At 69.5% G+C, this 21,399-nt stretch carries 20 protein-coding genes; 7 read left to right on the top strand and 13 right to left on the bottom strand.

Translation table 11 applies throughout. The features are described from left to right. Positions 1 to 226: 226 nt before the first annotated feature. Genes H149_RS0118560 through H149_RS0118525 form a run of 8 tightly spaced genes read right to left on the bottom strand, consistent with a single transcriptional unit; the run spans position 227 to position 9,434 of the window. Complete coding sequence (locus tag H149_RS0118560) at positions 227 to 934, bottom strand: glutathione S-transferase N-terminal domain-containing protein (protein WP_020651268.1); 708 nt, start codon at positions 932 to 934, stop codon at positions 227 to 229. A 20-nt stretch (positions 935 to 954) separates the two neighbouring features. After that, positions 955 to 2,424: an efflux transporter outer membrane subunit gene (locus tag H149_RS21720; protein ID WP_051101906.1), complete on the bottom strand. Its 1,470-nt coding sequence runs from the start codon at positions 2,422 to 2,424 to the stop codon at positions 955 to 957. Then, a complete protein-coding gene (locus H149_RS0118550) occupies positions 2,421 to 3,509 on the bottom strand; it encodes an alkene reductase (protein ID WP_020651266.1) in 1,089 nt (362 codons plus the stop codon). Before H149_RS0118550 ends, H149_RS21720 begins: the two co-directional genes overlap by 4 nt. 36 nt (positions 3,510 to 3,545) lie before the next feature. Further along, on the bottom strand, positions 3,546 to 3,887 hold the full coding sequence (trxA, locus tag H149_RS0118545; protein ID WP_020651265.1) for a thioredoxin: 342 nt from the start codon (positions 3,885 to 3,887) through the stop codon (positions 3,546 to 3,548). Between the two features lie 34 nt (positions 3,888 to 3,921). Beyond that, positions 3,922 to 4,206 carry a Rossmann-fold NAD(P)-binding domain-containing protein gene (locus H149_RS0118540; RefSeq protein WP_039749503.1) on the bottom strand — a complete coding sequence of 95 codons (285 nt, stop codon included), beginning with the start codon at positions 4,204 to 4,206 and terminating at the stop codon, positions 3,922 to 3,924. Between the two features lie 55 nt (positions 4,207 to 4,261). Then, a complete protein-coding gene (locus H149_RS0118535) occupies positions 4,262 to 4,990 on the bottom strand; it encodes an SDR family oxidoreductase (protein ID WP_020651263.1) in 729 nt (242 codons plus the stop codon). 14 nt (positions 4,991 to 5,004) lie between these two features. Continuing rightward, positions 5,005 to 8,184, bottom strand: a complete 3,180-nt coding sequence (locus H149_RS0118530; RefSeq protein ID WP_020651262.1) for an efflux RND transporter permease subunit — start codon at positions 8,182 to 8,184, stop codon at positions 5,005 to 5,007. A gap of 38 nt (positions 8,185 to 8,222) precedes the next feature. Continuing rightward, the gene (locus tag H149_RS0118525) at positions 8,223 to 9,434 is read right to left on the bottom strand and encodes an efflux RND transporter periplasmic adaptor subunit (RefSeq protein ID WP_020651261.1); all 1,212 of its coding nucleotides are present in this window, start codon (positions 9,432 to 9,434) and stop codon (positions 8,223 to 8,225) included. A gap of 195 nt (positions 9,435 to 9,629) precedes the next feature. Between H149_RS0118525 and H149_RS0118520 the strand changes: the two genes are divergently transcribed. Beyond that, a complete protein-coding gene (locus H149_RS0118520; protein ID WP_020651260.1) occupies positions 9,630 to 10,289 on the top strand; it encodes a TetR/AcrR family transcriptional regulator in 660 nt (219 codons plus the stop codon). 102 nt (positions 10,290 to 10,391) lie between these two features. On the opposite strand, the gene H149_RS0118515 is transcribed toward H149_RS0118520, so the two are convergent. After that, complete coding sequence (locus tag H149_RS0118515; protein WP_020651259.1) at positions 10,392 to 11,489, bottom strand: lipid A deacylase LpxR family protein; 1,098 nt, start codon at positions 11,487 to 11,489, stop codon at positions 10,392 to 10,394. A 238-nt stretch (positions 11,490 to 11,727) separates the two neighbouring features. On the opposite strand from H149_RS0118515, the gene H149_RS0118510 reads away from it, so the two are divergent. Then, on the top strand, positions 11,728 to 12,363 hold the full coding sequence (locus H149_RS0118510; RefSeq protein ID WP_020651258.1) for a TetR/AcrR family transcriptional regulator: 636 nt from the start codon (positions 11,728 to 11,730) through the stop codon (positions 12,361 to 12,363). 295 nt (positions 12,364 to 12,658) lie between these two features. Here H149_RS0118510 and H149_RS0118505 read toward each other — a convergent pair whose 3' ends face one another. The 3 genes from H149_RS0118505 to H149_RS0118495 are packed head-to-tail and all read right to left on the bottom strand — an operon-like array spanning position 12,659 to position 15,969. Further along, the gene (locus tag H149_RS0118505) at positions 12,659 to 13,108 is read right to left on the bottom strand and encodes a DUF6691 family protein (protein WP_020651257.1); all 450 of its coding nucleotides are present in this window, start codon (positions 13,106 to 13,108) and stop codon (positions 12,659 to 12,661) included. Beyond that, positions 13,105 to 13,524, bottom strand: coding sequence for a YeeE/YedE family protein (locus H149_RS0118500; protein ID WP_026353313.1), 420 nt, complete (start codon positions 13,522 to 13,524; stop codon positions 13,105 to 13,107). Before H149_RS0118500 ends, H149_RS0118505 begins: the two co-directional genes overlap by 4 nt. 48 nt (positions 13,525 to 13,572) lie before the next feature. Beyond that, the gene (locus tag H149_RS0118495; protein WP_154654925.1) at positions 13,573 to 15,969 is read right to left on the bottom strand and encodes a TonB-dependent receptor; all 2,397 of its coding nucleotides are present in this window, start codon (positions 15,967 to 15,969) and stop codon (positions 13,573 to 13,575) included. 326 nt (positions 15,970 to 16,295) lie between these two features. Between H149_RS0118495 and H149_RS0118490 the strand changes: the two genes are divergently transcribed. The 3 genes from H149_RS0118490 to trpC are packed head-to-tail and all read left to right on the top strand — an operon-like array spanning position 16,296 to position 18,749. Beyond that, a complete protein-coding gene (locus tag H149_RS0118490) occupies positions 16,296 to 16,877 on the top strand; it encodes an anthranilate synthase component II (RefSeq protein ID WP_020651254.1) in 582 nt (193 codons plus the stop codon). Beyond that, positions 16,877 to 17,917 (top strand): anthranilate phosphoribosyltransferase, encoded by a 1,041-nt coding sequence (gene trpD, locus H149_RS0118485; protein WP_020651253.1) that lies wholly within the window; start codon positions 16,877 to 16,879, stop codon positions 17,915 to 17,917. The genes H149_RS0118490 and trpD overlap by 1 nt, the downstream gene beginning before the upstream one ends. A 13-nt stretch (positions 17,918 to 17,930) precedes the next feature. Further along, positions 17,931 to 18,749 carry an indole-3-glycerol phosphate synthase TrpC gene (gene trpC / locus H149_RS0118480; RefSeq protein WP_020651252.1) on the top strand — a complete coding sequence of 273 codons (819 nt, stop codon included), beginning with the start codon at positions 17,931 to 17,933 and terminating at the stop codon, positions 18,747 to 18,749. A gap of 101 nt (positions 18,750 to 18,850) precedes the next feature. On the opposite strand, the gene H149_RS0118475 is transcribed toward trpC, so the two are convergent. Further along, entirely contained in the window at positions 18,851 to 19,483 is a 633-nt protein-coding gene (locus tag H149_RS0118475; protein ID WP_020651251.1) for a cyclic nucleotide-binding domain-containing protein, read from the bottom strand. A gap of 91 nt (positions 19,484 to 19,574) precedes the next feature. Between H149_RS0118475 and H149_RS0118470 the strand changes: the two genes are divergently transcribed. Continuing rightward, positions 19,575 to 19,997, top strand: coding sequence for an OsmC family protein (locus H149_RS0118470; protein ID WP_020651250.1), 423 nt, complete (start codon positions 19,575 to 19,577; stop codon positions 19,995 to 19,997). A 185-nt stretch (positions 19,998 to 20,182) separates the two neighbouring features. Then, on the top strand, positions 20,183 to 21,004 hold the full coding sequence (gene speD / locus H149_RS0118465) for an adenosylmethionine decarboxylase (RefSeq protein ID WP_020651249.1): 822 nt from the start codon (positions 20,183 to 20,185) through the stop codon (positions 21,002 to 21,004). Positions 21,005 to 21,399: the final 395 nt, after the last annotated feature.

Below are 21,399 nucleotides of genomic sequence, written 5' to 3'. Positions count from 1 at the left end.
CGACACTCTGCACGTCTCCGAAACCGACCGAATAGGCCGCCACGATCGAGTCCTTGTGAACGTCCAATCCCACAAAGACGGTGCTATCGTTTGCCATGCTGACCTCCGCTAAAGGAAACCGATCCATGAGCGTAGTGCTTACTCGCTCCTGCGGCTCTGGCGCTTCGCTAACCCGCGTTACGGCCTTTGCGGAGGTCAGCGCCTCTGACTGCGGAAGTCATACTGTCTAGCCCGCCGCCTGGCGCACCGAGCCGGCATCCTGGCCGAACAGCACGCGCCGCGCCTCCTCGTCGATCGTCGCCGCCGTGTTGATCTCCTGCGCGCGGGCGTAGGCGCGCTGCACCGCCGGGCGCGCGGCGATCGCCTCGAACCAGCGCCGCAGATTCGGGAAATCGGCCAGCGTCTGGCCCTGCGCCTCGTGCGGAACGATCCACGGATACGCCGCCATGTCGGCGATCGTGTACGGACCGGCGATGAACTCGCGGTCGGCGAGCCGCCGGTCGAGCACGCCGTACAGACGATTGGTTTCCTTAACGTAGCGCTCGATCGCGTACGGAATCTTTTCGGGCGCGTAGTTCCGGAAATGGTGGTTCTGGCCGAGCATCGGGCCGAGGCCGGCCATCTGCCAGAACAGCCACTGCATCGTCTCGGCGCGGCCGCGCAGGTCGGCCGGCAGGAAACGGCCGCTCTTCTCGGCGAGGTACTGCAGGATCGCGCCCGACTCGAACAGCGTCAGCGCCGCGCCGCCGTCGGCCGGCGCGTGGTCGACGATCGCCGGGATACGGTTGTTCGGCGCGATGCGCAGGAAGTCCGGGCGGAACTGTTCGCCGCGGCCGATGTGCACCGGCACGATGCGGTAGTCCAGGCCGGCCTCCTCCAGAAAGATCGTGATCTTGTGTCCGTTCGGCGTGGTCCAGTAATAGAGGTCGATCATCGTCGTGCTCCGTGTTCCGTTCAGTCCTTGCGCGACAGCGTCTGCGGCGCCGCGCCCTGCCAGCCGCCGCCGAGCGACTTGTAGAGCGCGACCAGCGAGGTCGCGGTCTGCGTGCGCGCCTGCGCCAGCTGATCCTCGGCGTCGAGCAGGCTGCGCTCGGCGTCGAGCACGTCGATGAAGTCTGCGGCGCCGGCCTCGAAGCGTACCCGTGCCAGCTGCACCGCACGCGCGCTGGCCTGCGCGCCGGCGTCGAGCAGATCGAGCTTGCGGCGGTTCTGGCCGTAGCCGACCAGCGTGTTGGCGGTCTCCTCCAGCGCGCGCAGCACGCTCTGCTCGTAGCGCGCGAGCGCCGCGTCGGCGCCGGCGCGGCGCTGCGCAACGCGCGCCTGCACGCGGCCGAGATCGAAAGCCGCCCAGCTGATGCTGGGGCCGAACGCGTAGCGGTCGCTGCCGCCGTCGCCGACCGAAGCCAGATGCGCGACCGAGAACCCGGCCTCGCCAGTGAAGCTCACGCGCGGGAAGTAGTCGGCGACCGCGACGCCGATGCCGGCGGTCGCGGCGGCGAGCTGGCGTTCGGCGCTGGCGACGTCGGGACGCCGGCGCAGCAGCGCCTCCGGCTGGCCGATCTGCACCAGACGTGGCAGCGGCGGCAGCGCCTGCGGCGCATCCAGCTCGTCGCGCAGCGCACTCGGCGCCAGACCGGCGAGCACCGCGAGGCGATGCTCGGCGTTGGCGACCGCGGTGCGCAGATCCGGCACGCGCGCACGCGTCGCCGCCAGCTGCGCACGCGCGCGCTCGCGGTCGAGCTCGGTGCCGCGGCCGTAGGCGAAGCGCGCCTCGGTGTAGTTCAGCGTGCCGAGCTGGTTGTCGGCGTTGCGCTCGGCGACCGCGAGCCGCGCCTGCGCGCCGCGCAGCTCGAAGTAAGTGCGCGCGACTTCGGCGGCGACCGACAGCTGCGCGGCGCGCAAGTCGGCGGCCAGCGCCTCCTCGTTGGCACGGCTGGCCTCGTTGAGGCGCCGCACGCGGCCGAACAGGTCGAGCTCCCAGGCCGCGTCGAAGCCGGCGTCGTAAAGCTCGCTGTGGCGGTCGTCGCGGCTGTAGCCCGGCGCCTGGTCGGCGCTGCGCTGCGCGACCGTGTAGCCGGCGCCGGCCGTCACCGTCGGCAGATAGTCGAGGAAAGCCTCGCGGCGCAGCGCGCGCGCCTGATTGAGATTGGCGAGCGCGATGCGCAGGTCGTGATTGGCGGCCAGCGCACGCGCTTCGAGCGCGTCGAGCCCGGCGTCGCCGAAGCTGGACCAGAACTGCGCCGGCGGTTCGTCGGCGCTGTAGAACGCCGGATCGAGCGCGGTGTCGGCGACGGGCTGCGCCGCCGGCAGCTGCGGGGCCCGGTAATCCGGGCCGACCGCGCAGCCCGGCAGCGCCACCGCGGCGAGCGCGATCAGCAGCGGCTTGAGCACGACGCGGCGCCGTGAAGGGCGTGTGTTGTTCATGCGAGTGCGGGCTCGTCGATCACGGCCGGCTCCAGCGCGGGATAGTCGATATAGCCGCGCGGGCCCGGCGTGTAGAGCAGCGAGAAATCCGGCTGCGCGAGCGGCGCCCGCTTGCGGAAGCGCTCGACGAGGTCGGGGTTGGCGAGGAACGGCTTGCCGTAGACGATGCCGTCGGCACGGCCGCTGGCGAGATCGGCGGCGCCGCTGTCGTGGTCGTAGCCGCCGTTGCGCAGCAGCACGCCGCGGTAGTGCAGACGCGCGATGTCGGCGAGCGCCTCTTCTTCCGGCGCATCGTGCCGCTCGTGGCGCAGGTCGAGGAAGGCGACGGCGCGGCGCTCGATCTCCTGCGCCACGTACTGCACCAGCGCGCGCGGATTCGAGTCGCTGATGTCGTTGTAGGCGACCAGCGGCGAAATGCGCAGGCCGACGCGGCCGGAGCCGAACACCGCGATCGCCTCGTCGAGCACCGCGAGCAGCAGGCGCGCGCGGTTTTCGAGCGACCCGCCGTACGCGTCAGTGCGGTCGTTGACGCTGTCGCGCAGGAACTGGTCGAGCAGATAGCCGTGCGCGCCGTGAATCTCGACGGCGTCGAAGCCGGCACTGTGCGCGTTCTCGAGGCCGCGGCGGAACTGCGCGACGACTTCGCCGATCTCGGCGAGCGCCAGACGGCGCGGCGCGGCGACGACGCGGTCGTCGCCGGCCGGCAGACGGATTGCGCGGTCGGTCGACGACACCGGCTGGACGCCATCGTTGAGCCCCGGCAGCGCGGCGCGGCCCGGATGGAAGACCTGCAGCGCGATGCGGCCGCCGGCGGCGTGCACGGCGTCGACAACCTGCCGCCAGCCGGCGATCTGGGCCGCGTCGTAGATGCCCGGATCGGCGCCGAAGGCGCTGGTCTGCGGCGCCACCGCGGTCGCCTCGGCGATCAGCAGCCCGGCGCTGGCGCGCTGCGCGTAATGCCTGGCCATCAGCGCGCCGGGCACGTGATCCGGCTCGGCGCGCGTGCGCGTCATCGGCGCCATGACGATGCGGTTCGGCAGATGAAGGTCGCCGAGCTGCAGCGGGGAAAAGAGCGAAGTGCTCATGAGGATGCTCCTGTTTTTGTTGTGGGACAGCGGCTTTCAGGCGGCGGCGAGATGCGGGGCGACGAAGGCCGCGAGCTGCGCTTTCGGCACCGCGCCGACCTGCGTCGCCGCCAGCTCGCCGTCCTTGAACAGCATCAGCGTCGGAATGCCGCGAATGCCGAGCGCGGCGGCGACCTGCGGGTTCTCGTCGACGTTGAGCTTGACGATCTTCAGGCGCTCGCCGTTCTCGACGGCGAGCTGGTCGAGCACCGGCGCGACCATGCGGCACGGGCCGCACCACTCGGCCCAGAAATCGACGAGCACCGGCTGCCGGCTGCTCGCTGCGCGGACGTCCTGCTCGAAGCTGGCGTCGGTGACGTGGGAAATGCGTTCGTTCATGACGGATGTCTCCTTGACGATGGAAGGACGGCGCTCAGGCGAGCGCCGGTTCGTCGACGACGATGTCGAGTTGGCCGCGGCGGCGGATGATCTGCTGCTTGGCGGCGGCCAACGTGGCGGCGTCGCGGCGTTCCAGATGCAGCGCCTCGGCCGACAGGCCTTCGAGCTGCAGGCGCAGCGCGGCATCGACCGCCCTCGCCCACTCCGTCGCCGCGACGACGACGTGCAGGCCCTGCTGCGCGAGGGCGCGTGCCTGCGCGTAGCGCTCGGCGCGCTGCACCTCGGTGATCAATGCGACCCGTTCCTGGGAAAATGCCATCGTGGACTCCTTTGCGGCCGCGAGGCCGCCTTGCAAACCGTCCCGGCAGCGGCGGCTACCAGGGCAGAACCTGACCGAGGTGGATGAGCTTGCCGCTCGGCCCGTCCGGGCCGAGCAGCGCCAGCGCGACGCTGGTGCGCGCGCCGTCCGGCACATCGAGCTCGCCGGCGCCGTGATTCATCTCGGTCTTCACGTAACCCGGATGGGCGGCGTTGACCTTGATCGGCGTATCGCGCAGCTCGTAGGCCAGATGCACGGTGTAGCTGTTGACCGCGCTTTTCGACGCGCTGTAGGCCGGCACCGCCTTGAACTCGTAGATCGGCGATCCCGGTGTCTCGTGCAGCGTGTTCGAGCCGAGAATGCTCGACAGGTGCACGATGCGACCCGCCTCCGACTTCTTCAGCAGCGGCAGGAACCCCTGCGTGGTCTCGACCAGACCAAAGACATTGGTCTCGAAGATGCGCCGCCACTCGGCGACCGGCTGCGACGACGGCTGGCCGTCCGGACTGCTGCCGATGACGCCGGCGTTGTTGATGAGAATGTCGAGCCGGCCGTGACGGCGCCCGACCTCCTCGGCGGCGGCGGCGATGCTCGCCGCGTCGGTGACGTCGAGCTGCACGGCCTCGGCCTGCTGGGCGCCCTTGCGCAGCTCGCGCGCCGCCTCGGCAGCCTTGCCGTAGTCGCGCGCGGCGACGATCACCAGCACATCCTGCGCGGCGAGCTGGCGCGCGGTTTCCAGACCGATGCCGCGGTTGCCGCCGGTGACGAGTGCGATCTTTGCCATGGTGTTGCTCCTGTCTAGTGCTGGCCCGCGGGCGCGACGGCCGGCGTGGCGGAAAGGGGGGAAGCCGTCGTGCGGCGCAGGGCCAGCCGGCGCAGCGCGACGTAGAACAGCGGCGTGAAGAACAGGCCGAAGAAGGTCACGCCGATCATGCCGAAGAACACGGCGATGCCCATCGCCTGGCGCATCTCGGCGCCGGCGCCGCTCGCCGTCACCAGCGGCAGCACGCCGAAGATGAAGGCGAACGAGGTCATCAGGATCGGCCGCAGGCGCAGGCGGCAGGCTTCGAGCGCGGCGTCGAGCGTCGCCATGCCGCGCGCTTCCAGCTCGCGGGCGAACTCGACGATCAGGATCGCGTTCTTGGCCGCCAGGCCGACCAGCACGAACAGGCCGATCTGCGTGAAGATGTTGACCTCGCTCTTCATCAGGAAGATGCCGGCGAGCGCCGACAGCAGCGTCATCGGCACGATCAGGATCACCGCCAGCGGCAGCATCAGGCTCTCGTACTGCGCGGCGAGCACCAGAAACACGAACAGCACCGCCAGCGGCAGCACGATTGCCAGCGCCTGCGCCGCGCCGATCTGCTGGAAAGCCAGATCCGTCCATTCGATATGCACGCCGTTGGGCAGCGTTTCCTTCGCCACGCGCTCGACCGCCGCCATCGCCTGGCCGGAACTGAAGCCCGGCGCCGTCGCGCCGTTGATGTCGGCGCTCGGGAAGCCGTTGTAGCGCGCCGCGGTGTTCGGCCCGAAGTGCTCCTCGAGCCGCAGCACCGAGGCCAGCGGCACCATCTCGCCGTCGGCGTTGCGCGTCTTCAGCAGCAGCACGTCCTGCGGCCGTGCGCGATAGGCCTCGTCGGCCTGCGCGACGACGCGGAAGGTGCGCCCGAAACGATTGAAGTCGTTGATGTAGTACGAGCCCAGATAGACCTGCAGCGTGCGGAACACGGCGTCGAGGTCGATGCCCAGGCGCTTGGCCTTGACGCGGTCGATGTCGGCGTAGAGCTGCGGCGCATTGACGTCGTAGGTCGAGAACACGCCGGCCAGCTCCGGCTGCTGGCGCAGCGCGCCGACGAAGTCCTGCGTCATCTGGTACAGCCCCGCCGGGCCGGCGTCGGTGTGGTCTTCGAGCTGCGCCTTGAAGCCGCCGGCGGTGCCGATGCCGAGGATCGGCGGCGGCATCACCGTGAAGATCATCGCGTCGTCGATCGCCGCCAGCTTCTGGTTCAGCTCGGCGGCGATCTGCGGGCCGCGCAGGCCGCGGCGCTCGTCGAAGGACTTGAGCGGGAAGAACACGATCGCCGAATCCGACGCGCGCGTGAAGCCGTTGACCGACAGACCCGGGAACTGCACCGCGTGCTCGACGCCGGCCTGCTGCAGGCCGATCTCGCCGACCTTCTTGACGATCGCCTCGGTGCGCTCGATCGACGCGCCGGCCGGCAGCTGGATGATGCTGATCAGATAGCCCTTGTCCTGCGCCGGAATGAAGCCGTTCGGCGCCTTCATGAAGCCGACGCCGGTCAGCAGCACGAGGCCGCCGTAGACGATGAAGCTGAGCGCGCCGACGCGCAGCACCTTGCGCACGCCGCGCTGGTAGCCGGACGCGCCGCGCGCGAAGACGCGGTTGAACGGCCGGAACAGCCAGCCGAAGGCGCCGTCGATCAGGCGCTGCAGGCGGTCCGGCTTGGCGTCGTGGCCGCGCAGCAGCAGCGCCGCCAGCGCCGGCGACAGCGTCAGCGAATTGAACGCCGAGATGATCGCGGCAAAGGCGATGACCAGTGCGAACTGCCGGTAGAACTGGCCGTTGAAGCCGCCGACGAAGGCCGGCGGCACGAACACCGCGCACAGCACCAGCGAGATCGCGATGATCGGTCCGGCGACCTCGTCCATCGAGCGGTGCGCGGCGGCGCGCGGCGCCAGGCCGTCGGCGATGCCGCGCTCGATGTTCTCGACGACGACGATGGCGTCGTCGACGACGATGCCGACCGCCAGGACCAGACCGAACAGCGTCAGCGTGTTGATCGAGAAGCCGAAGACCTGCATCGCCGCGAAGCTGCCGATGATCGCCACCGGCACGGCGACGATCGGGATCAGCGCCGCGCGCCAGGTCTGCAGGAACAGGACGACGACGATGACGACCAGCAGCAGCGCTTCGAGCAGGGTCTCGATCACGGCGCGAATCGACTCGCGCACGAACACCGTCGGGTCGTAGATGATCGAGTAGTCGACGCCCTGCGGAAACGTCTGCTTGAGCTCGGCCATCGTCTTGCGCACGTTGTCGGCCAGTTCGAGCGCGTTGGCGCCCGGCTGCAGGAACACCGGCAGCGCGACCGCGGCGCGGTTGTCGAGCAGCGAACGCAGCGCGTACTGGCCGGCACCAAGCTCGATGCGGGCGACGTCGGCGAGCCGCGTGATCTCGCCGTCGGCGCCGGTCTTGATGACGATGTCGCCGAACTGGCGCTCGTCGTTGAGACGGCCGCGCGCGTCGATCGCCAGCTGGAACGCCGGATTGTGTTCGAGCGGCGGCGCGCCGACGCTGCCGGCGGCGACCTGCACGTTCTGCTCGCGCACGGCGCGCACCACGTCGTCGACCGTCAGGCTGCGCGAGGCCAGCTTCTGCGGGTCCAGCCACAGGCGCATCGCGTAATCGCCGGAACCGAACATCTGCACGTCGCCGGCGCCCGGCAGGCGCGCGAGGCGGTCGCGCACCTGGATCACCGCGAGATTGCGCAGATAGAGGCCGTCGTAGCGACCGTCCGGCGAGTACAGATGCACGACCATCGTCAGGTTCGGCGAGCTCTTGCGCGTCGTCACGCCGGCAGCGCGCACCTCTTCCGGCAGACGCGGCAGCGCCTGCGCGACGCGGTTCTGCACCTGCACCTGGGCGCGGTCGATGTCGGTGCCGAGACGGAACGTCACCGTCAGCTGCAGCGTGCCGTCCTGCTGCGCCTGCGAGTTCATGTAGATCATGTCCTCGACGCCGACGATCTCCTGCTCCAGCGGCGTGGCGATGGTGTCGGCCAGCGTCTGCGCGGTCGCGCCCGGGTACTGGGCGGTGACGACGACGGTCGGCGGCACCACTTCCGGATATTCGGCGACCGGCAGGCGGAACACCGCGATCAGGCCGGCGACGAGCACCAGGAACGAGAGCACGCCGGCGAAGATCGGCCGCTCGATGAAGAAATGGGTCAGTTTCATGGCTTCCTTTCGAAGCGCGTGCGTGCCCGCAGGCGCCTTCAGTTGATGGCGAAGGCCATCGCGTCGCGCGCGTCGGCCGTCGGCTGCGGCGCGTCCTCGACTTTGGCCGCGACGCTCATGCCCGGCCGCACGCGCTGCTGGCCGGCGACGATCACGCGTTCGCCCGGCTGCAGGCCGTCGCGCACCACGCGCAGGCCGTCATGCGTGTCGCCGAGCGTCACCGCGCGGTACTGCACGGCGCCGTGCTCGTCGACGACGTAGACGAACTTCTTGCTCTGGTCGGTGCCGATCGCACGCTCGTCGAGCAGGGTCGCCGCATAGCGGCCGCTGCCGGCCAGCTGCAGGCGCGCGAACAGACCCGGCGTGAGGCGGCCGTCCGGGTTCGCCAGCACGGCGCGGGCGCGGATCGTGCCGGTCTGCGGATCGAGCGCGTTGTCGATGAAGTCGATGCGGCCGGCGTGCGGGTAGCCGTCCTCGTTGGCGAGGCCGACGTAGACCGGCAGCGCCGCGTCACGCTCGCTCGGGCGCTCGCCGCGGCTCGCCAGCTCGGCGTACTTGAGGTAGCTCTGCTCGTCGCCGTCGAAGTAGACGTAGATCGGGTCGACCGAGACCACCGAGGTCAGCACGGTCTGCCCGGCGGCGACGAAGTTGCCGGCGGTGACGGCGGCGCGCGACACGCGTCCGGCGATCGGTGCGGTGACGCGCGTGAACTCCAGATCGAGGCGCGCCGCCTCGACCGCGGCGCGCGCCGCGCGCAGCCCGGCGCCGGCCTGGCCGCGGTTGCTGACGCGGGCGTCGTACTCTTCCTTGGAGATCGCGTGCGCCTGCAGCAGATTCTGGGCGCGCGCCGATTCGCTGGCGGCGAGTTCATCCTGCGCGCGGGCGCGGGCCAGTTCGGCCTCGGCCTGATCGAGCCGCGCCTGATACGGCCGCGGATCGATCTGGAACAGCAGCTCGCCCTTCCTGACCAGCGCGCCTTCGGTGTAGGCGACGCGATCGATGTAGCCGGTCACGCGCGGGCGCAGCTCGACATGCTCGACCGCTTCGAAGCGGCCGGTGTAGCGATCCCAGTCGACGATCTGCTGTTGCACGACGGCACGGACGGTGACTTCCGGCGCCGGCGGCGCGGCAGCGGCGCTGGCGTCCTGCGCGCTGCAGCCGGACAGGCCGGCGGCGGCCAGCACGAGCAGCGCCAGTGGCAGCAGGCTCAGCGTAGAATTGCTGATGAACGGACGGTTCTGCGAGGCCATGAAACTTCTCCGAACGGTCGGCCCGCCTGACGGCGCGCCGAGGGGGATGAGATGCCAGCACCCGGTCCGTCCGGTTGACGTCCGTGTCGAATCGGGGGAAGCTGCGTGCGTTACCGGTCAGTAACGTATGGACGTAAGTTACCGGTCAGTAACATCCGCTGTCAAGAGGTTTCGTCGTGGTCGAGGTAAACGTTCATGAGTGAAGGCAAATCGCGGTCGTCGCCGGCGCCGGCAGCGGCACCGGAATGCGGCGGCGGTGGCCGCGTCCGCGATCGCATCTTCAGGACCGCGCGCGAGCTGTTCTACCGCCAGGGCATCCGCGCCGTCGGCGTCGATGCCATCGCCTGCGGCGCCGGCACCAACAAGATGAGCTTCTACCGCAGCTTCCCGTCCAAGGACGATCTGGTCGCCGAATGCCTCAAGGCGCAGGTCGCCGAATACTGGGAACGCTGGAACGCGTCGATCGCCCCCTACGCCGGCAACCCGCGCCGCCAGATCGAAGCGATCTTCGAATCGACGATCGCCAAGTCCTGCGGCGAGGACGCCTGCGGTTGCCCGCTGAGCAACGCCGCCGTCGAGCTGCGCGAGGCGGAACACCCGGGCCACGAGGTGATCCGCGACTACAAGGCCGAGGTCCGCCGCCACCTGCGCCAGCTCGCCGCCGAAGCCGGGGCGCGCGAATCCGATGCGCTCGGCGACGCGCTGATGCTGCTGCTCGAGGGCAGCACAGTCACGCGCCTGACCTTCGCCGGGCGCAGCGGGCCGCTGGCGAATTCGCTGGTCGCGGCGCGCACGCTGCTCGATGCCTACCTGCCGGCGCCGGCGAAGAAGCGCGCCGCCAAAGGCGCCGCCTGAGACGCTTGGTGCCGGAGCTGCGCGCAGCCCGGCAAGAGACGAAAGCCGGCCGCTCGCAGCCGGCTTTTTTCATGCCTGCCGATCGCGATGCCGCCCGCACCTTCAGAGATCGTGCGAAAGCACCAGCCCGCCCCACAGCAGCGAACGGTCGCCGGGTTCGGTCTTCAACTCCGAGCTCTGGTAGCGCATCAGCCACGACAGGCGGTATTCGCCGGCGAGTTGCGCGGTGACGCCGATCCAGGCTTCGGCGATCAGCGGGCGCAGATCGGCGGGGCCGTAGTCGAGATCGCTGTCGCGGAACTGGCCCTGCAGGAATGCGTTGTAGAGACGCGCGTGCGCCTTGACGCCGCCCCACAGGTACAGCTCGCGTGAACCCGGATCCAGCACGCTGCCGCCGGTCGCCGGCGCCGGCTCGGCGATGTACTCGACGCGATCCGGCGGCCCCGCCCACCACGGCGTGTTGATGCGGCCCCAGCGCCACGACAACGCCACGCTGCCCTCGCTCAGATAGCCGACGCTGCCGGCGACGGCGCTCTTGATCTCGTAGCGCGTGCGAGGCCCCGAGCTGGCGGCGAGGCGCAGATCCTGCCGCGTCAGCGTGTAGCGAAACGTCGGCTCGCCGCCGTCGGCGATCTGGTGGTTCCAGCCGCGCGGCCGGCGCGCGCCGATCGCGCGGTGGAACGTGCGCTGGAACGCCGGCACCAGGCCGGAGCCGAGCACGCCCAGCGAGAAGCTGGTGTGGTAGACCGTCGTGCCGCCGCTGACGTAGCTGCGCCCATTGGCGACGTAGGCGAGGCTCGCGTAAGGGCGGTCGCCGGCGCGGATCGGCGCCGAGGTGATACTGCCCGGCGTGAACGCCAGCGCGCCGAACTGGAGGCTGTGCAGTTCGAACGCCGCGCCGGCGGTCGGCACGAACAGGCCATCGATCCAGCCGAGCGGCGCGTCGAGCGATACCGCCAGGTCCTGCGCCCGCCGGCCGGCGAGGGTCACGGCGACGCCGCCGGTGTAGTCCTCATCGCGCTGCGTCGGCGTCAGCGTGTCGTTGTCGAAGTAGAAGGTCCAGCCGCTGTCTTCGCGCTCGCGGCCGCTGTCGTCGAGCACCACGCCGGGCAGCGGCTCGCGCAGCGCGCCGTCCGCCTCGGCCGCGGCTTGCGCCATCGGCGCCGTCGCCAGGCCCAAGGGCAGCGCGATACCCGCCATCCGGATCAGGCGCCACGCCACCGCGCGCGCCGATACTGCCCCTCCCTGCCTTGCCCGTTGCGGTCCGTCCATGCGTCGATCTCCCGAGCCCCGGGCGACCCGCGCCGGCGCCGGCGCCGCCGGCGGAACTATTCCGGGTGTGACCGGTCAGTAACATTGTGATATAAAGTTACCGATCGGTAACAATGAAGTCAACGGGCTGGGCATGAACAGGCATTTGCCGGAGGTATTCGCCGCCATGAGCCACGACAAGCGGGCAACGGAGCGCCAGACGCCGGAAGGCGGCATGCGCGTGCGCGACCGCATCTTCAAGACGGCGCGCGAGCTGTTCTATCGGCAGGGCATCCGCGCCGTCGGTGTCGACGACATCACCTCGGGCGCCGGCACCAACAAGATGAGCTTCTACCGCAGCTTTGCGTCGAAGGACGAGCTCGTCACGCAATGTCTGCGCGCGCAGGAAGGCGAGTACTGGGCCTGGTGGGACGAAGTCATCGCGCCGCACGCCGGCGATCCGCGTGCGCAGATCGAAGCACTCTTCGAGGCCAGCGCCCGCAAGGCGCGCGATGTCGAGCGCTGCGGCTGCGCGATCAGCAACGCCGCGGTAGAACTGCGCGACGACGCGCATCCCGGCCACGCCGTCATCCACGAACACAAGATGGAGAAGCGCCGCCGTCTGCGCGAACTCGCCGCCGCCGCCGGGGCCCGCGACGCCGATGCGCTCGGCGACGCGCTGATGCTGCTGCTCGAAGGCAGCGCCGCGACCCGGCTGACGTTCAGTGATTGCGAGACCGCCCCGCTCTGCAATGCGCTGGCCGGCGCCCGCGCGCTGCTCGACGCCCAGCTGGCGCCGCCGCGCGCCGCGCGCCGCGGCTGAACGGCGGGCATTCCTGCGGGCGGCGGGGCGGTCGCAGCCCGCCGCCGGCGCAGTCCGCGCCCCGCGCCGTACGGCACGGCGATCGACTGCCGGCGGACATGTCGCGCACCGGTATCCGGCAGATCCCTGCACGGCCGGGCCGGCGGCGGCGTTACCTCTGGATGAAGCCGCGTCGCAGCGCGATCCTCAGCGCAGCGCCGAGAGCCGTCGCGCCGGCGAACGTACGTGACGCGACCGCCGTGCGCGGCGGGCGACTATCTCGGGCCGGAGTTCGGACGGGCCCGGCGAGACGCGTTCAGCCGCGCAGCGGCGCGTCGGCGAGCGCCGCGGCCGTGCGCCGACGCGACCACTGGAACGCCAGCCACATGCCGGCGCCCATCGCCGCGACGAACACGATCGCGCCCAGGCTGCCGCCGCTGGCCGAAAGCAGCGCCGGCCCCGGGCACAGGCCGGACAGGCCCCAGCCGAGCCCGAACAGCGCGGCGCCGCCGATCAGACGCGGCGTGATCGGCGCGCGCGCCGGCAGCTCGATCGGCGCGTTGCCGAGCAGCGTGCGGCCGCGGCGACGCGCGTAGACGAAGGCCGGCATCGCCGTCAGCAGCGCGGCGCCCATCACGAAGGCCAGCGACGGGTCCCAGGCGCCGGTGACGTCGAGGAAGGCCAGCACCTTGTGCGGATCGGCCATGCCGGAAATCAGCAGACCGGCGCCGAACAGCAAACCGGACAGCAGCGCGGCGAGCTTCATGCCAGGCCTCCGAAACCGAAGGCGACGACCAGCGCCGCGACGCCCATGAACACCGCGGTCGCGGTCAGGCTGCGCGGCGAGCGGTTGGCGAGTCCGCAGACGCCGTGGCCGCTGGTGCAGCCGGAACCGAGCTGCGTGCCGACGCCGACCAGCAGACCGGCGAGCAGCAGCTTCGGCCAGGCCGGCGCGGCGAGAAAATCCGGCCGCGACCAGGCGCCGAGCGCGCCGGCCAGCCACGGCGCGGCGACCAGGCCGGCGAGGAACAGCAGCGCGACCGGCGTGGCGCGGCCGGTCAGCAGATGGCCGAACATGCCGCTGATGCCGGCGATGCGCCCGCTGCCGAGCAGCAGCAGGCTGGCGGCGGCGCCGATCAGCGCGCCGCCGAGCAGGGCGTGAAACAAAGATTCCTGGGACATCGGTCCCTCCCGGTGGTGTCGAGCGCGCGTATGGTCGGGGCAGCGCGCTCAGAAATCCAGATTGAGACGCAGGCCCCAGGTCCGCGGCGGCGCCAGCGAGTCCTGGCGGCCGAAGTCGGTATGGAACTGGGCGAAGTCGTAACGCTCGTCGCCGAGGTTGTCGCCGAACACCGTGACCAGCAGGCCGTAGCGGCGATACAGGTAGCTGATGCGCGCGTTGACGACGTCGTAGGCGTTCTCGAACGTATCCGGCGTGTTCTGCGCCAGGTAGTAGTAACCGGAGTTGTAGTACCAGTCGCCGGCGATCTCGAAGCGCCCGCCCGGCACCTCGAAGCTCTGGCTCAGGCTCAGCGTGCCGCTGAACTTCGGCGTGCGCACGATCTGGTTGCCGGAAAAGTCGCCGTTGCCGTAGGCGATGCCATTCGGCAGCACATTGCAGCTGGTCGGGCTGTGCGGATCGCCGCGCACGCAGAAGCCGCGGGCGTTGTCGTAGCTGAGGTACTTGGCATCGAGCCAGCTGGCGTTGCCGCCGATCTGCAGGCCCGGATCGAGTTTCGGCAAGGGTCGCCAGACGGTCTCCAGCTCCAGGCCGCGGATGCGCGCCTTGCCGGCGTTCTCGAGGTTGATCGCCCCGCCCGAGGTGAACGACATGAAGCCGGTCTGCAGATCGCGGATGTCGTTCTGGAACACCGCCGCGTTGAAGCGCAGCGTGCGGTCGAACCACTCGCTCTTCACGCCCAGCTCATAGGCCGTGACCTTCTCCGGCTTCACGTACTCGGGCTGCACGAAGATGTTGATGATGTTGTACGTGCCGCTCTTGAAACCCTGCTGGAACGAGGCGTACGCCAGCAGATCCGGCAGCGGCCGCAAGTCGAGCGAGACCTTCGGCGAGAAATTGGTGGCGCTGGTTTCTTCGGGCGAGAACGAGTAGCCGAGCAGCGCATCGTGCGCGCCGATGTCGACGTCGGACTGCGCGAGGCGGCGCCGCTCGCGCTGCCAGCGGCCGCCGAGCGTGATGTCGAACCAGTCGGTGACGCTCGCCGTGCTCTGCAGGTAGGCCGAGTACGACTCGGTCTCGAGCAGGCCGGTGAAGTAGAAGGTCAGCGACTGCGGCAGCCCGAGCCGGCCGATCAGGGCGTCGAGCGGATTGCGGACGATCGGCGGCAGCCGCGACACGAGACCGGGCAACTGCACGAAATCGAGCAGGCGCAGATAGCCCGGATCGTAGCCGCCCTCACTGTTCAGGTAATACAGGCCACCGACCCATTTCAGCCAGTCCGCCCCCCAGCTCTCGTCGTTGGACGTGAACTGCAGCTCGCTGGTCACGAAGCGCTGGTATTCGTCGTCGGCGCCGTAGGTGGCGATCGGCTGGCGCGTGTCGTCGAAGTCGTAGACGTAATCGTGGGCGCGCACCCGGTAGTAGCTGCCGAGCAGCTTGGTGTCGACGCCCGGATGGTTCCAGTTGAGGATCGCGTAGGCGGCGCGCGAATCGGTCGTCAGACTCGGCTCCGAGTTGGCGGTGACGACGTAGTCGCGCGTCTCCGCCGGCAGGGTCGCACCGAGCAGCGCCGACGGCCGCACGTTCGCCGACGCCGTCGTGCTGGTGCCGCGCTGCTGCGCGGCGAAGCCGGCGAGCTGCAGCGACACTTCGTCGCTGAAGTCGATGCCGATCTTCAGGCGCGCGCCCTTGCCGATCTCGGCCGGCAGATGATCGCCGCTGCCGTTGTCGAGCGCGTAGATGTTGTCGGCATGGTGGTAGTAGGCCGACAGGCTGGCGGCGAGATTCGAGGCCAGCGGCACGTTGGTGTAGACGCGCGTGCGGCTGTCGTCGAAGCGCGGCGCGTAGCTGGCCTGGATCGAGGTCTCGGCCTGCGGTCCGGGGTTTTTGCTCCAGATCGACACCGCGCCGCCGGTCGAGTTGCGGCCGAACAGCGTGCCCTGCGGCCCCTTGAGCACTTCGACGCGCTCGATCGCGCCGAACGACTGCGCGAGGCTGTGCCCGGACGGAAAGTAGACGCCGTCGATATAGGTCGCGACGCTCGGCTCGGCCGACGGAATGAAGATGTCGGTGCCGATGCCGCGCAGGTAGATCAGGTTGTAGCCGCCCAGATCGGTGACGGTCAGGCCCGGCACCGCGAGACTCAGATCGCGCACGTCCTGGATGCCGCGCGCATCGAGCTGCTCGGCCGAGAAGGCCTGCACCGAGACCGGCACGTCCTGCAGGCGCTCGGCGCGCTTGCGCGCGGTGACGATCACCTCGCCGAGCGCGCTGTCGGCCGGCACCGCCTCGGCGGCCGGCAGCGGCGGCGCCGCCTCGGCCGGCAGTGCGATCGTCGGCAGCGTTTCGGGCGCGTCGGCCGGCGCCACATCCTGCGCCCAGGCCGATGCCCAGCCCCACGACAGCAACAGCACGACGCCCCGACCGCGGACCAATCCCCGAACCATGCGCAACCCCTGATTTTTCGTCGATGCCCGCAGCGGCGCGCCGCGCCGCGCGGAAAATGGCGCGGACTGTAAGGAATCGCCCCCGGCGACGGAAGGAACATCTGGCCCTGTCCTTATTCCAAAACCGACGGGGCGAAGCGAACGGCGCGCGTGTCGGCGCCGGCGCGGCCGGCTACAATGGCGGCCTTTCGTACACCGGGAACGGTCGAGACATCATGAATCGCTGGCGTCGCTGAAATGGCAGCAGCACCCCGCCCCGCGCCTGAGCGCCGGGCCCGCGGCCGGTTTCCGGCCCCGCCGTTTCAAACTGCAAGAGGCACGACGCCATGATCCTGATGATCGACAACTACGATTCGTTCACCTACAACCTCGTCCAGTACTTCGGCGAACTCGGCGCCGAGGTCGAGGTCCACCGCAACGACCAGATCACGGTCGATGCGGTCGCCGCCAAGCATCCGAGCCACATCATCCTGTCGCCGGGGCCGTGCACGCCGAACGAGGCCGGCATCTGCCTGGAGCTGATCGAGCGCCTGCAGGGCCGCTTCCCGATCCTCGGCGTCTGCCTCGGCCATCAGTCGATCGGCCAGGCCTTCGGCGGCGTCGTCAAGCGCGCCCGCGAGGTGATGCACGGCAAGACCAGCGCGATCTACCACAACGACCACGGCGTCTTTCACGGCCTGCCTTCGCCATACCAGGCGACGCGCTACCACTCGCTGGTGGTCGAGCGGGAAACGCTGCCGGACTGTTTCGAGATCACCGCCTGGACGCAGCACCCGGACGGCGCGCAGGACGAGATCATGGGCCTGCGCCACAAGACGCTGCCGATCGAGGGCGTGCAGTTCCATCCGGAGTCGATCCTGACCGAGCACGGTCACCGGCTGCTGAAGAACTTCCTGGAGCTTTACTGATGAGCACGCTGAGCCCGCAGCAGGCGCTGCAGCGCACGATCGAGCATCGCGAGATCTTCCACGACGAAATGGTCGGCCTGATGCGGCAGATCATGCGCGGCGAAGTCTCGCCGGTGATGACCGCGGCGATCCTCACCGGCCTGCGCGTCAAGAAAGAGACGGTCGGCGAGATCGCCGCCGCCGCGCAGGTCATGCGCGAGTTCGCGCGCAAGGTCGAGACGCCGGCCTACGCGCATTTCGTCGACATCGTCGGCACCGGCGGCGACGGCGCGCACAGCTTCAACATCTCGACGGCGTCGATGTTCGTCGCCGCCGCCGCCGGCTGCCGCATCGCCAAGCACGGCAACCGCAGCGTGTCGTCCAAGTCCGGCAGCGCCGACGTGCTCGAAGCGCTCGGCGTCGCGATCGACCTGTCTCCGGAGCAGGTCGCCGCCAGCATCGCCGAGTGCGGCATCGGCTTCATGTTCGCGCCCAACCATCACCCGGCGATGAAGGCCGTCGCCCCGGTGCGCAAGGAAATGGGCGTGCGCACGATCTTCAACATCCTCGGCCCGCTGACCAATCCGGCCGGCGCGCCGAACATCCTGATGGGCGTGTTCCACCCCGACCTCGTCGGCATCCAGATCCGCGTGCTGCAGCGCCTCGGCGCGCAGAACGCGCTGGTGGTCTGGGGCAAGGACAACATGGACGAGATCACGCTCGGCGGCGCGACGCTGGTCGGCGAGCTGCGCGACGGCGAGCTGCGCGAGTACGAGATCCATCCGGAAGACTTCGGCTTCGCGATGGCCGGCAGCCAGAACCTGCGCGTCGCCGACGCCGCGGAATCGAAAGCCCGCGTGCTGGAGGCGCTCGACGACCGGCCGGGCATCGCCCGCGACATCGTCACCTTCAACGCCGGCGCGGCGATCTACGCGGCGCGCCGCGCCGATTCGATCGAGGGCGGCATCGCGCTCGCCCGTCTGGCGCTCGCCGACGGCTCGGCGCGCGCGCGCCTCGACCAGTTCATCGCCACCACGCAGCGCCTCAAGGCCGCCGCCTGACCGCCCTCTACCCATGGCCGCCCCGCAAACCGCTCCGACGGACATCCTCGGCACGATCCTCGCCCGCAAGCGCGACGAGATCGCACTGCTCAAGCAGCGCTACTCGCGCGCCACGCTCGAAGCGCTGGCGCGTGACGCCGACGCACCGCGCGGCTTCATCGCCGCGCTGGCCGCCAAGGTCGCGGCCGGCGGCGCCGGCGTGATCGCCGAGGTCAAGCGCGCTTCGCCGAGCAAGGGCCTGATCCGCGAGGACTTCGACCCGGCCTGGATCGCCCGCGAGTACGTCGCCGGCGGCGCCGCCTGCCTGTCGGTGCTGACCGACGAGAAGTTCTTCCAGGGCCACAACGCCTTTCTCGTGCAGGCGCGCGCCGCCTGCACGCTGCCGGCGATCCGCAAGGATTTCCTGATCGACGAGATGCAGGTGATCGAGGCCCGCGCGATCGGCGCCGACGCGGTGCTGCTGATCGCCGCGGCGCTGGAACCGGCGCGCCTGAAAGCGCTCTACGAGGAAGCGCGCCGCTGGCACCTCGACGTGCTGGTCGAGGTGCACGACGGCGTCGAACTCGACGCGGTGCTGGCCGCCGGGCTCGGCGACGGCTGGCTGCTCGGGATCAACAACCGCAGCCTGCGCACCTTCGAGACCCATCTGGAGACGACGCTGGACCTGCTGCCGCGCGTGCCGGCCGGCGTACCGGTCGTCACCGAGAGCGGCATCGGAACCACGGCCGACGTCGCCCGCATGCGCGCGCACGGCGTGCACCACTTCCTGATCGGCGAATCGCTGATGCGCCAGGCCAGCCCGGCGGCGGCGCTGCGCGCGCTGCTGGCCTGAGCGCGACGCGAACCGCCAGGTGCGGCGCCGCTGCGGCGGCGTCTGGCGCGGGTCCGGCCCGCGCGCTTGCGATCGAGAAAGCCCGGCGGCGCGGCCCGCCTTCAGGCGGCAGCCGGCTTGTAGACGCCGAGAATCAGAATGCTGCGGCCCTGCGTCGCGACCATGCCGTCCTCTTCGAGCTTCTTCAGCACGCGGCCGGCCATTTCACGCGAGCAGCCGACCAGACGCGCCAGCTCCTGGCGGCTGGTGCGGATCAGCGTGCCGCGCGGATTGGCCTGCGCCTCGCGCTTCTTCGACAGGTCGAGCAGGATGCGCGCCATGCGGCCGGCGACATCGAGGAACGCCAGGTCGGCGAGCCGCCGCGTGGTGTCGCGCAGGCGGCTGGCGAGCTGGCCGGCGATCTCGAACATGATGTCCGGGTTCTGCCGGTAGAACGTCAGGAACGCCTGATAGCTCAGCTCGCAGGCCAGGGTTGGCGTGCGCGTGCGGACGATCGCGGTGCGCGCCTGCTGCTCCGGGAACAGGCACAGCTCGCCGAAGAAATCGCCGGGGCCGAGATAGGCCAGCACGATCTCGCGGCCGTTCTCGTCCTCGAGCAGGATGCTGACCGAGCCTTCGAGGATCAGGTACAGCGACTGCGGCGAGTCACCGGCATGGATCAGCGTGTGTTTGGGCGCGAAACTGCGCTTGTGTGCCTGCTGCACAAAAGCTTGGACGACCGGCTTGACCAGCATGGACATCGACTCGCTCCCTGAAACGTTTGCCGAATGCTTGATTGCGGCGAAAATAACACAATGTTGCATCGATCAATGTGGAGAAAACCCCTTGAAAGCACGCGTCAAATGGACCGAGAACGCCGCCTTCGTCGCGGAAAGCGGCAGCGGCCACGCGCTCGTCGTTGACGGCCCGCCGGAAATCGGCGGCCGCAATCTCGGCCCGCGGCCGATGGAACTGGTGCTGATGGGCGTCGGCGCCTGCTCGGCGGTCGACGTGACGCTGATCCTCAAGAAATCGCGCCAGGCGGTCGATGACTGCTGGGTCGAGCTCGAGGCGGATCGCGCCGAGACCGAGCCGAAGGTGTTCACCGCGATCCGCATGCACTTCGTCGTGGTCGGCCAGAACCTCGCCGAAAACCACGTCAAGCGCGCCGTCGAGCTGTCGGCCGAAAAGTACTGCTCGGCGTCGATCATGCTCGGCCGCGGCGGCGTGTCGATCAGCCACAGTTACGAGATCCGCCAGAGCGCCTGAGGCGCAGCCCGGCCGGGCCCGCGCGGCGGTGCCGACCGGTCATCGGACGGTCGCCGCCGCGTCACGCAACGGTTACCGTTTTGGCGCATAATCCGCCCCCTTAAAAATGGGCCGCGCCGCCGGAACCGGTTCCGGCGGCGCGTTCGGCGTTTGTGCGCAGTGAGTGGTTACCCGGGAGTACTGAATTGGCCAAGGCCAAGCCGAAACGGACCGACAATCCGAAGCTGAAGCTGCTGGGCTTCAATAACCTGACGAAGTCGCTGTCGTTCAACATCTACGACATCTGCTACGCGCGCACCAAGCAGCACCAGCAGGAATACATCGAGTACATCGACGAGGCCTACAACGCCGAACGCCTGACCGCGATCCTCACTGAGGTCGCGCGCATCATCGGCGCCAACATCCTCAACGTCGCCCGCCAGGACTACGATCCGCAGGGCGCGTCGGTGACGATGCTGATCTCGGAAGGCCACCTCGACGGCCTGCCGACGCCGGGCAAGAAGAAGGACAAGGTCGAAAAGGATTCGGTCGTCGCCCACCTCGACAAGTCGCACATCACGGTGCACACCTATCCGGAGACGCACCCGGACAACGGCATCTCGACCTTCCGCGCCGACATCGACGTGTCGACCTGCGGCAAGATCTCGCCGCTGAAGGCCCTGAACTACCTGATCAAGTCGTTCGAGTCGGACATCGTGGTGATGGACTACCGCGTACGCGGCTTCACGCGCAACGTGCGCGGCATGAAGCACTTCATCGATCACTCGGTGGAGTCGATCCAGGACTTCCTGTCGGCGGAGATCAGGAACCGCTACCAGATGATCGACGTCAACGTCTATCAGGAATTCATCTTCCACACGAAGATGCGCCTGAAGGAACTCGACCTCGACACTTACCTGTTCGGCGAAGGCGCTTCCGAGCTGCCGCCGCGCGAAGCCAAGAAGATCCACGAGAACGTCAATCACGAGATCAGCGAAATCTTCTACGGCATGAACATCTCGCGCTAAAAGCGGGCAACACGCCGTCCACGAAAGGGCCGCAGCGATGCGGCCCTTTCTCGTTGCGGCGCGCGCATGCGCGCTGGCGATGGCGCAGCGGCGGCCCGCTCACTGCCTTGCCTCGTGGGGCGCTGGATCGGGCCTTTTGGTTTCGCCTGTCGGCGCCCTACTTCTCTTTGCTTGTGCAAAGAGAAGTAGGCAAGAGAAACACACCCCTGGCTTACGCGCCCTCGCTGCGCTCGGGTTCCCTGCGATGCTCGCCGGTCCGGCCGGCGCTGAAACTCGCGGTGCTGCGCACCGCTCAGACAGTCAGCGCCGGACAGCCCCGGACCGGCTGCGCTTCTCGGCGCTCCGCAAAGGGGACCCAAAAGAAAACAGCAAAGCGTGCTCGCCGCGAAGCTCTG

Origin of the sequence: Solimonas variicoloris DSM 15731, from assembly GCF_000382285.1 — a bacterium.
GTDB lineage: Bacteria > Pseudomonadota > Gammaproteobacteria > Nevskiales > Nevskiaceae > Solimonas > Solimonas variicoloris.
Note: the sequence above shows the minus strand (reverse complement) of the source record. Positions and strands in the feature narration are given on the sequence as shown.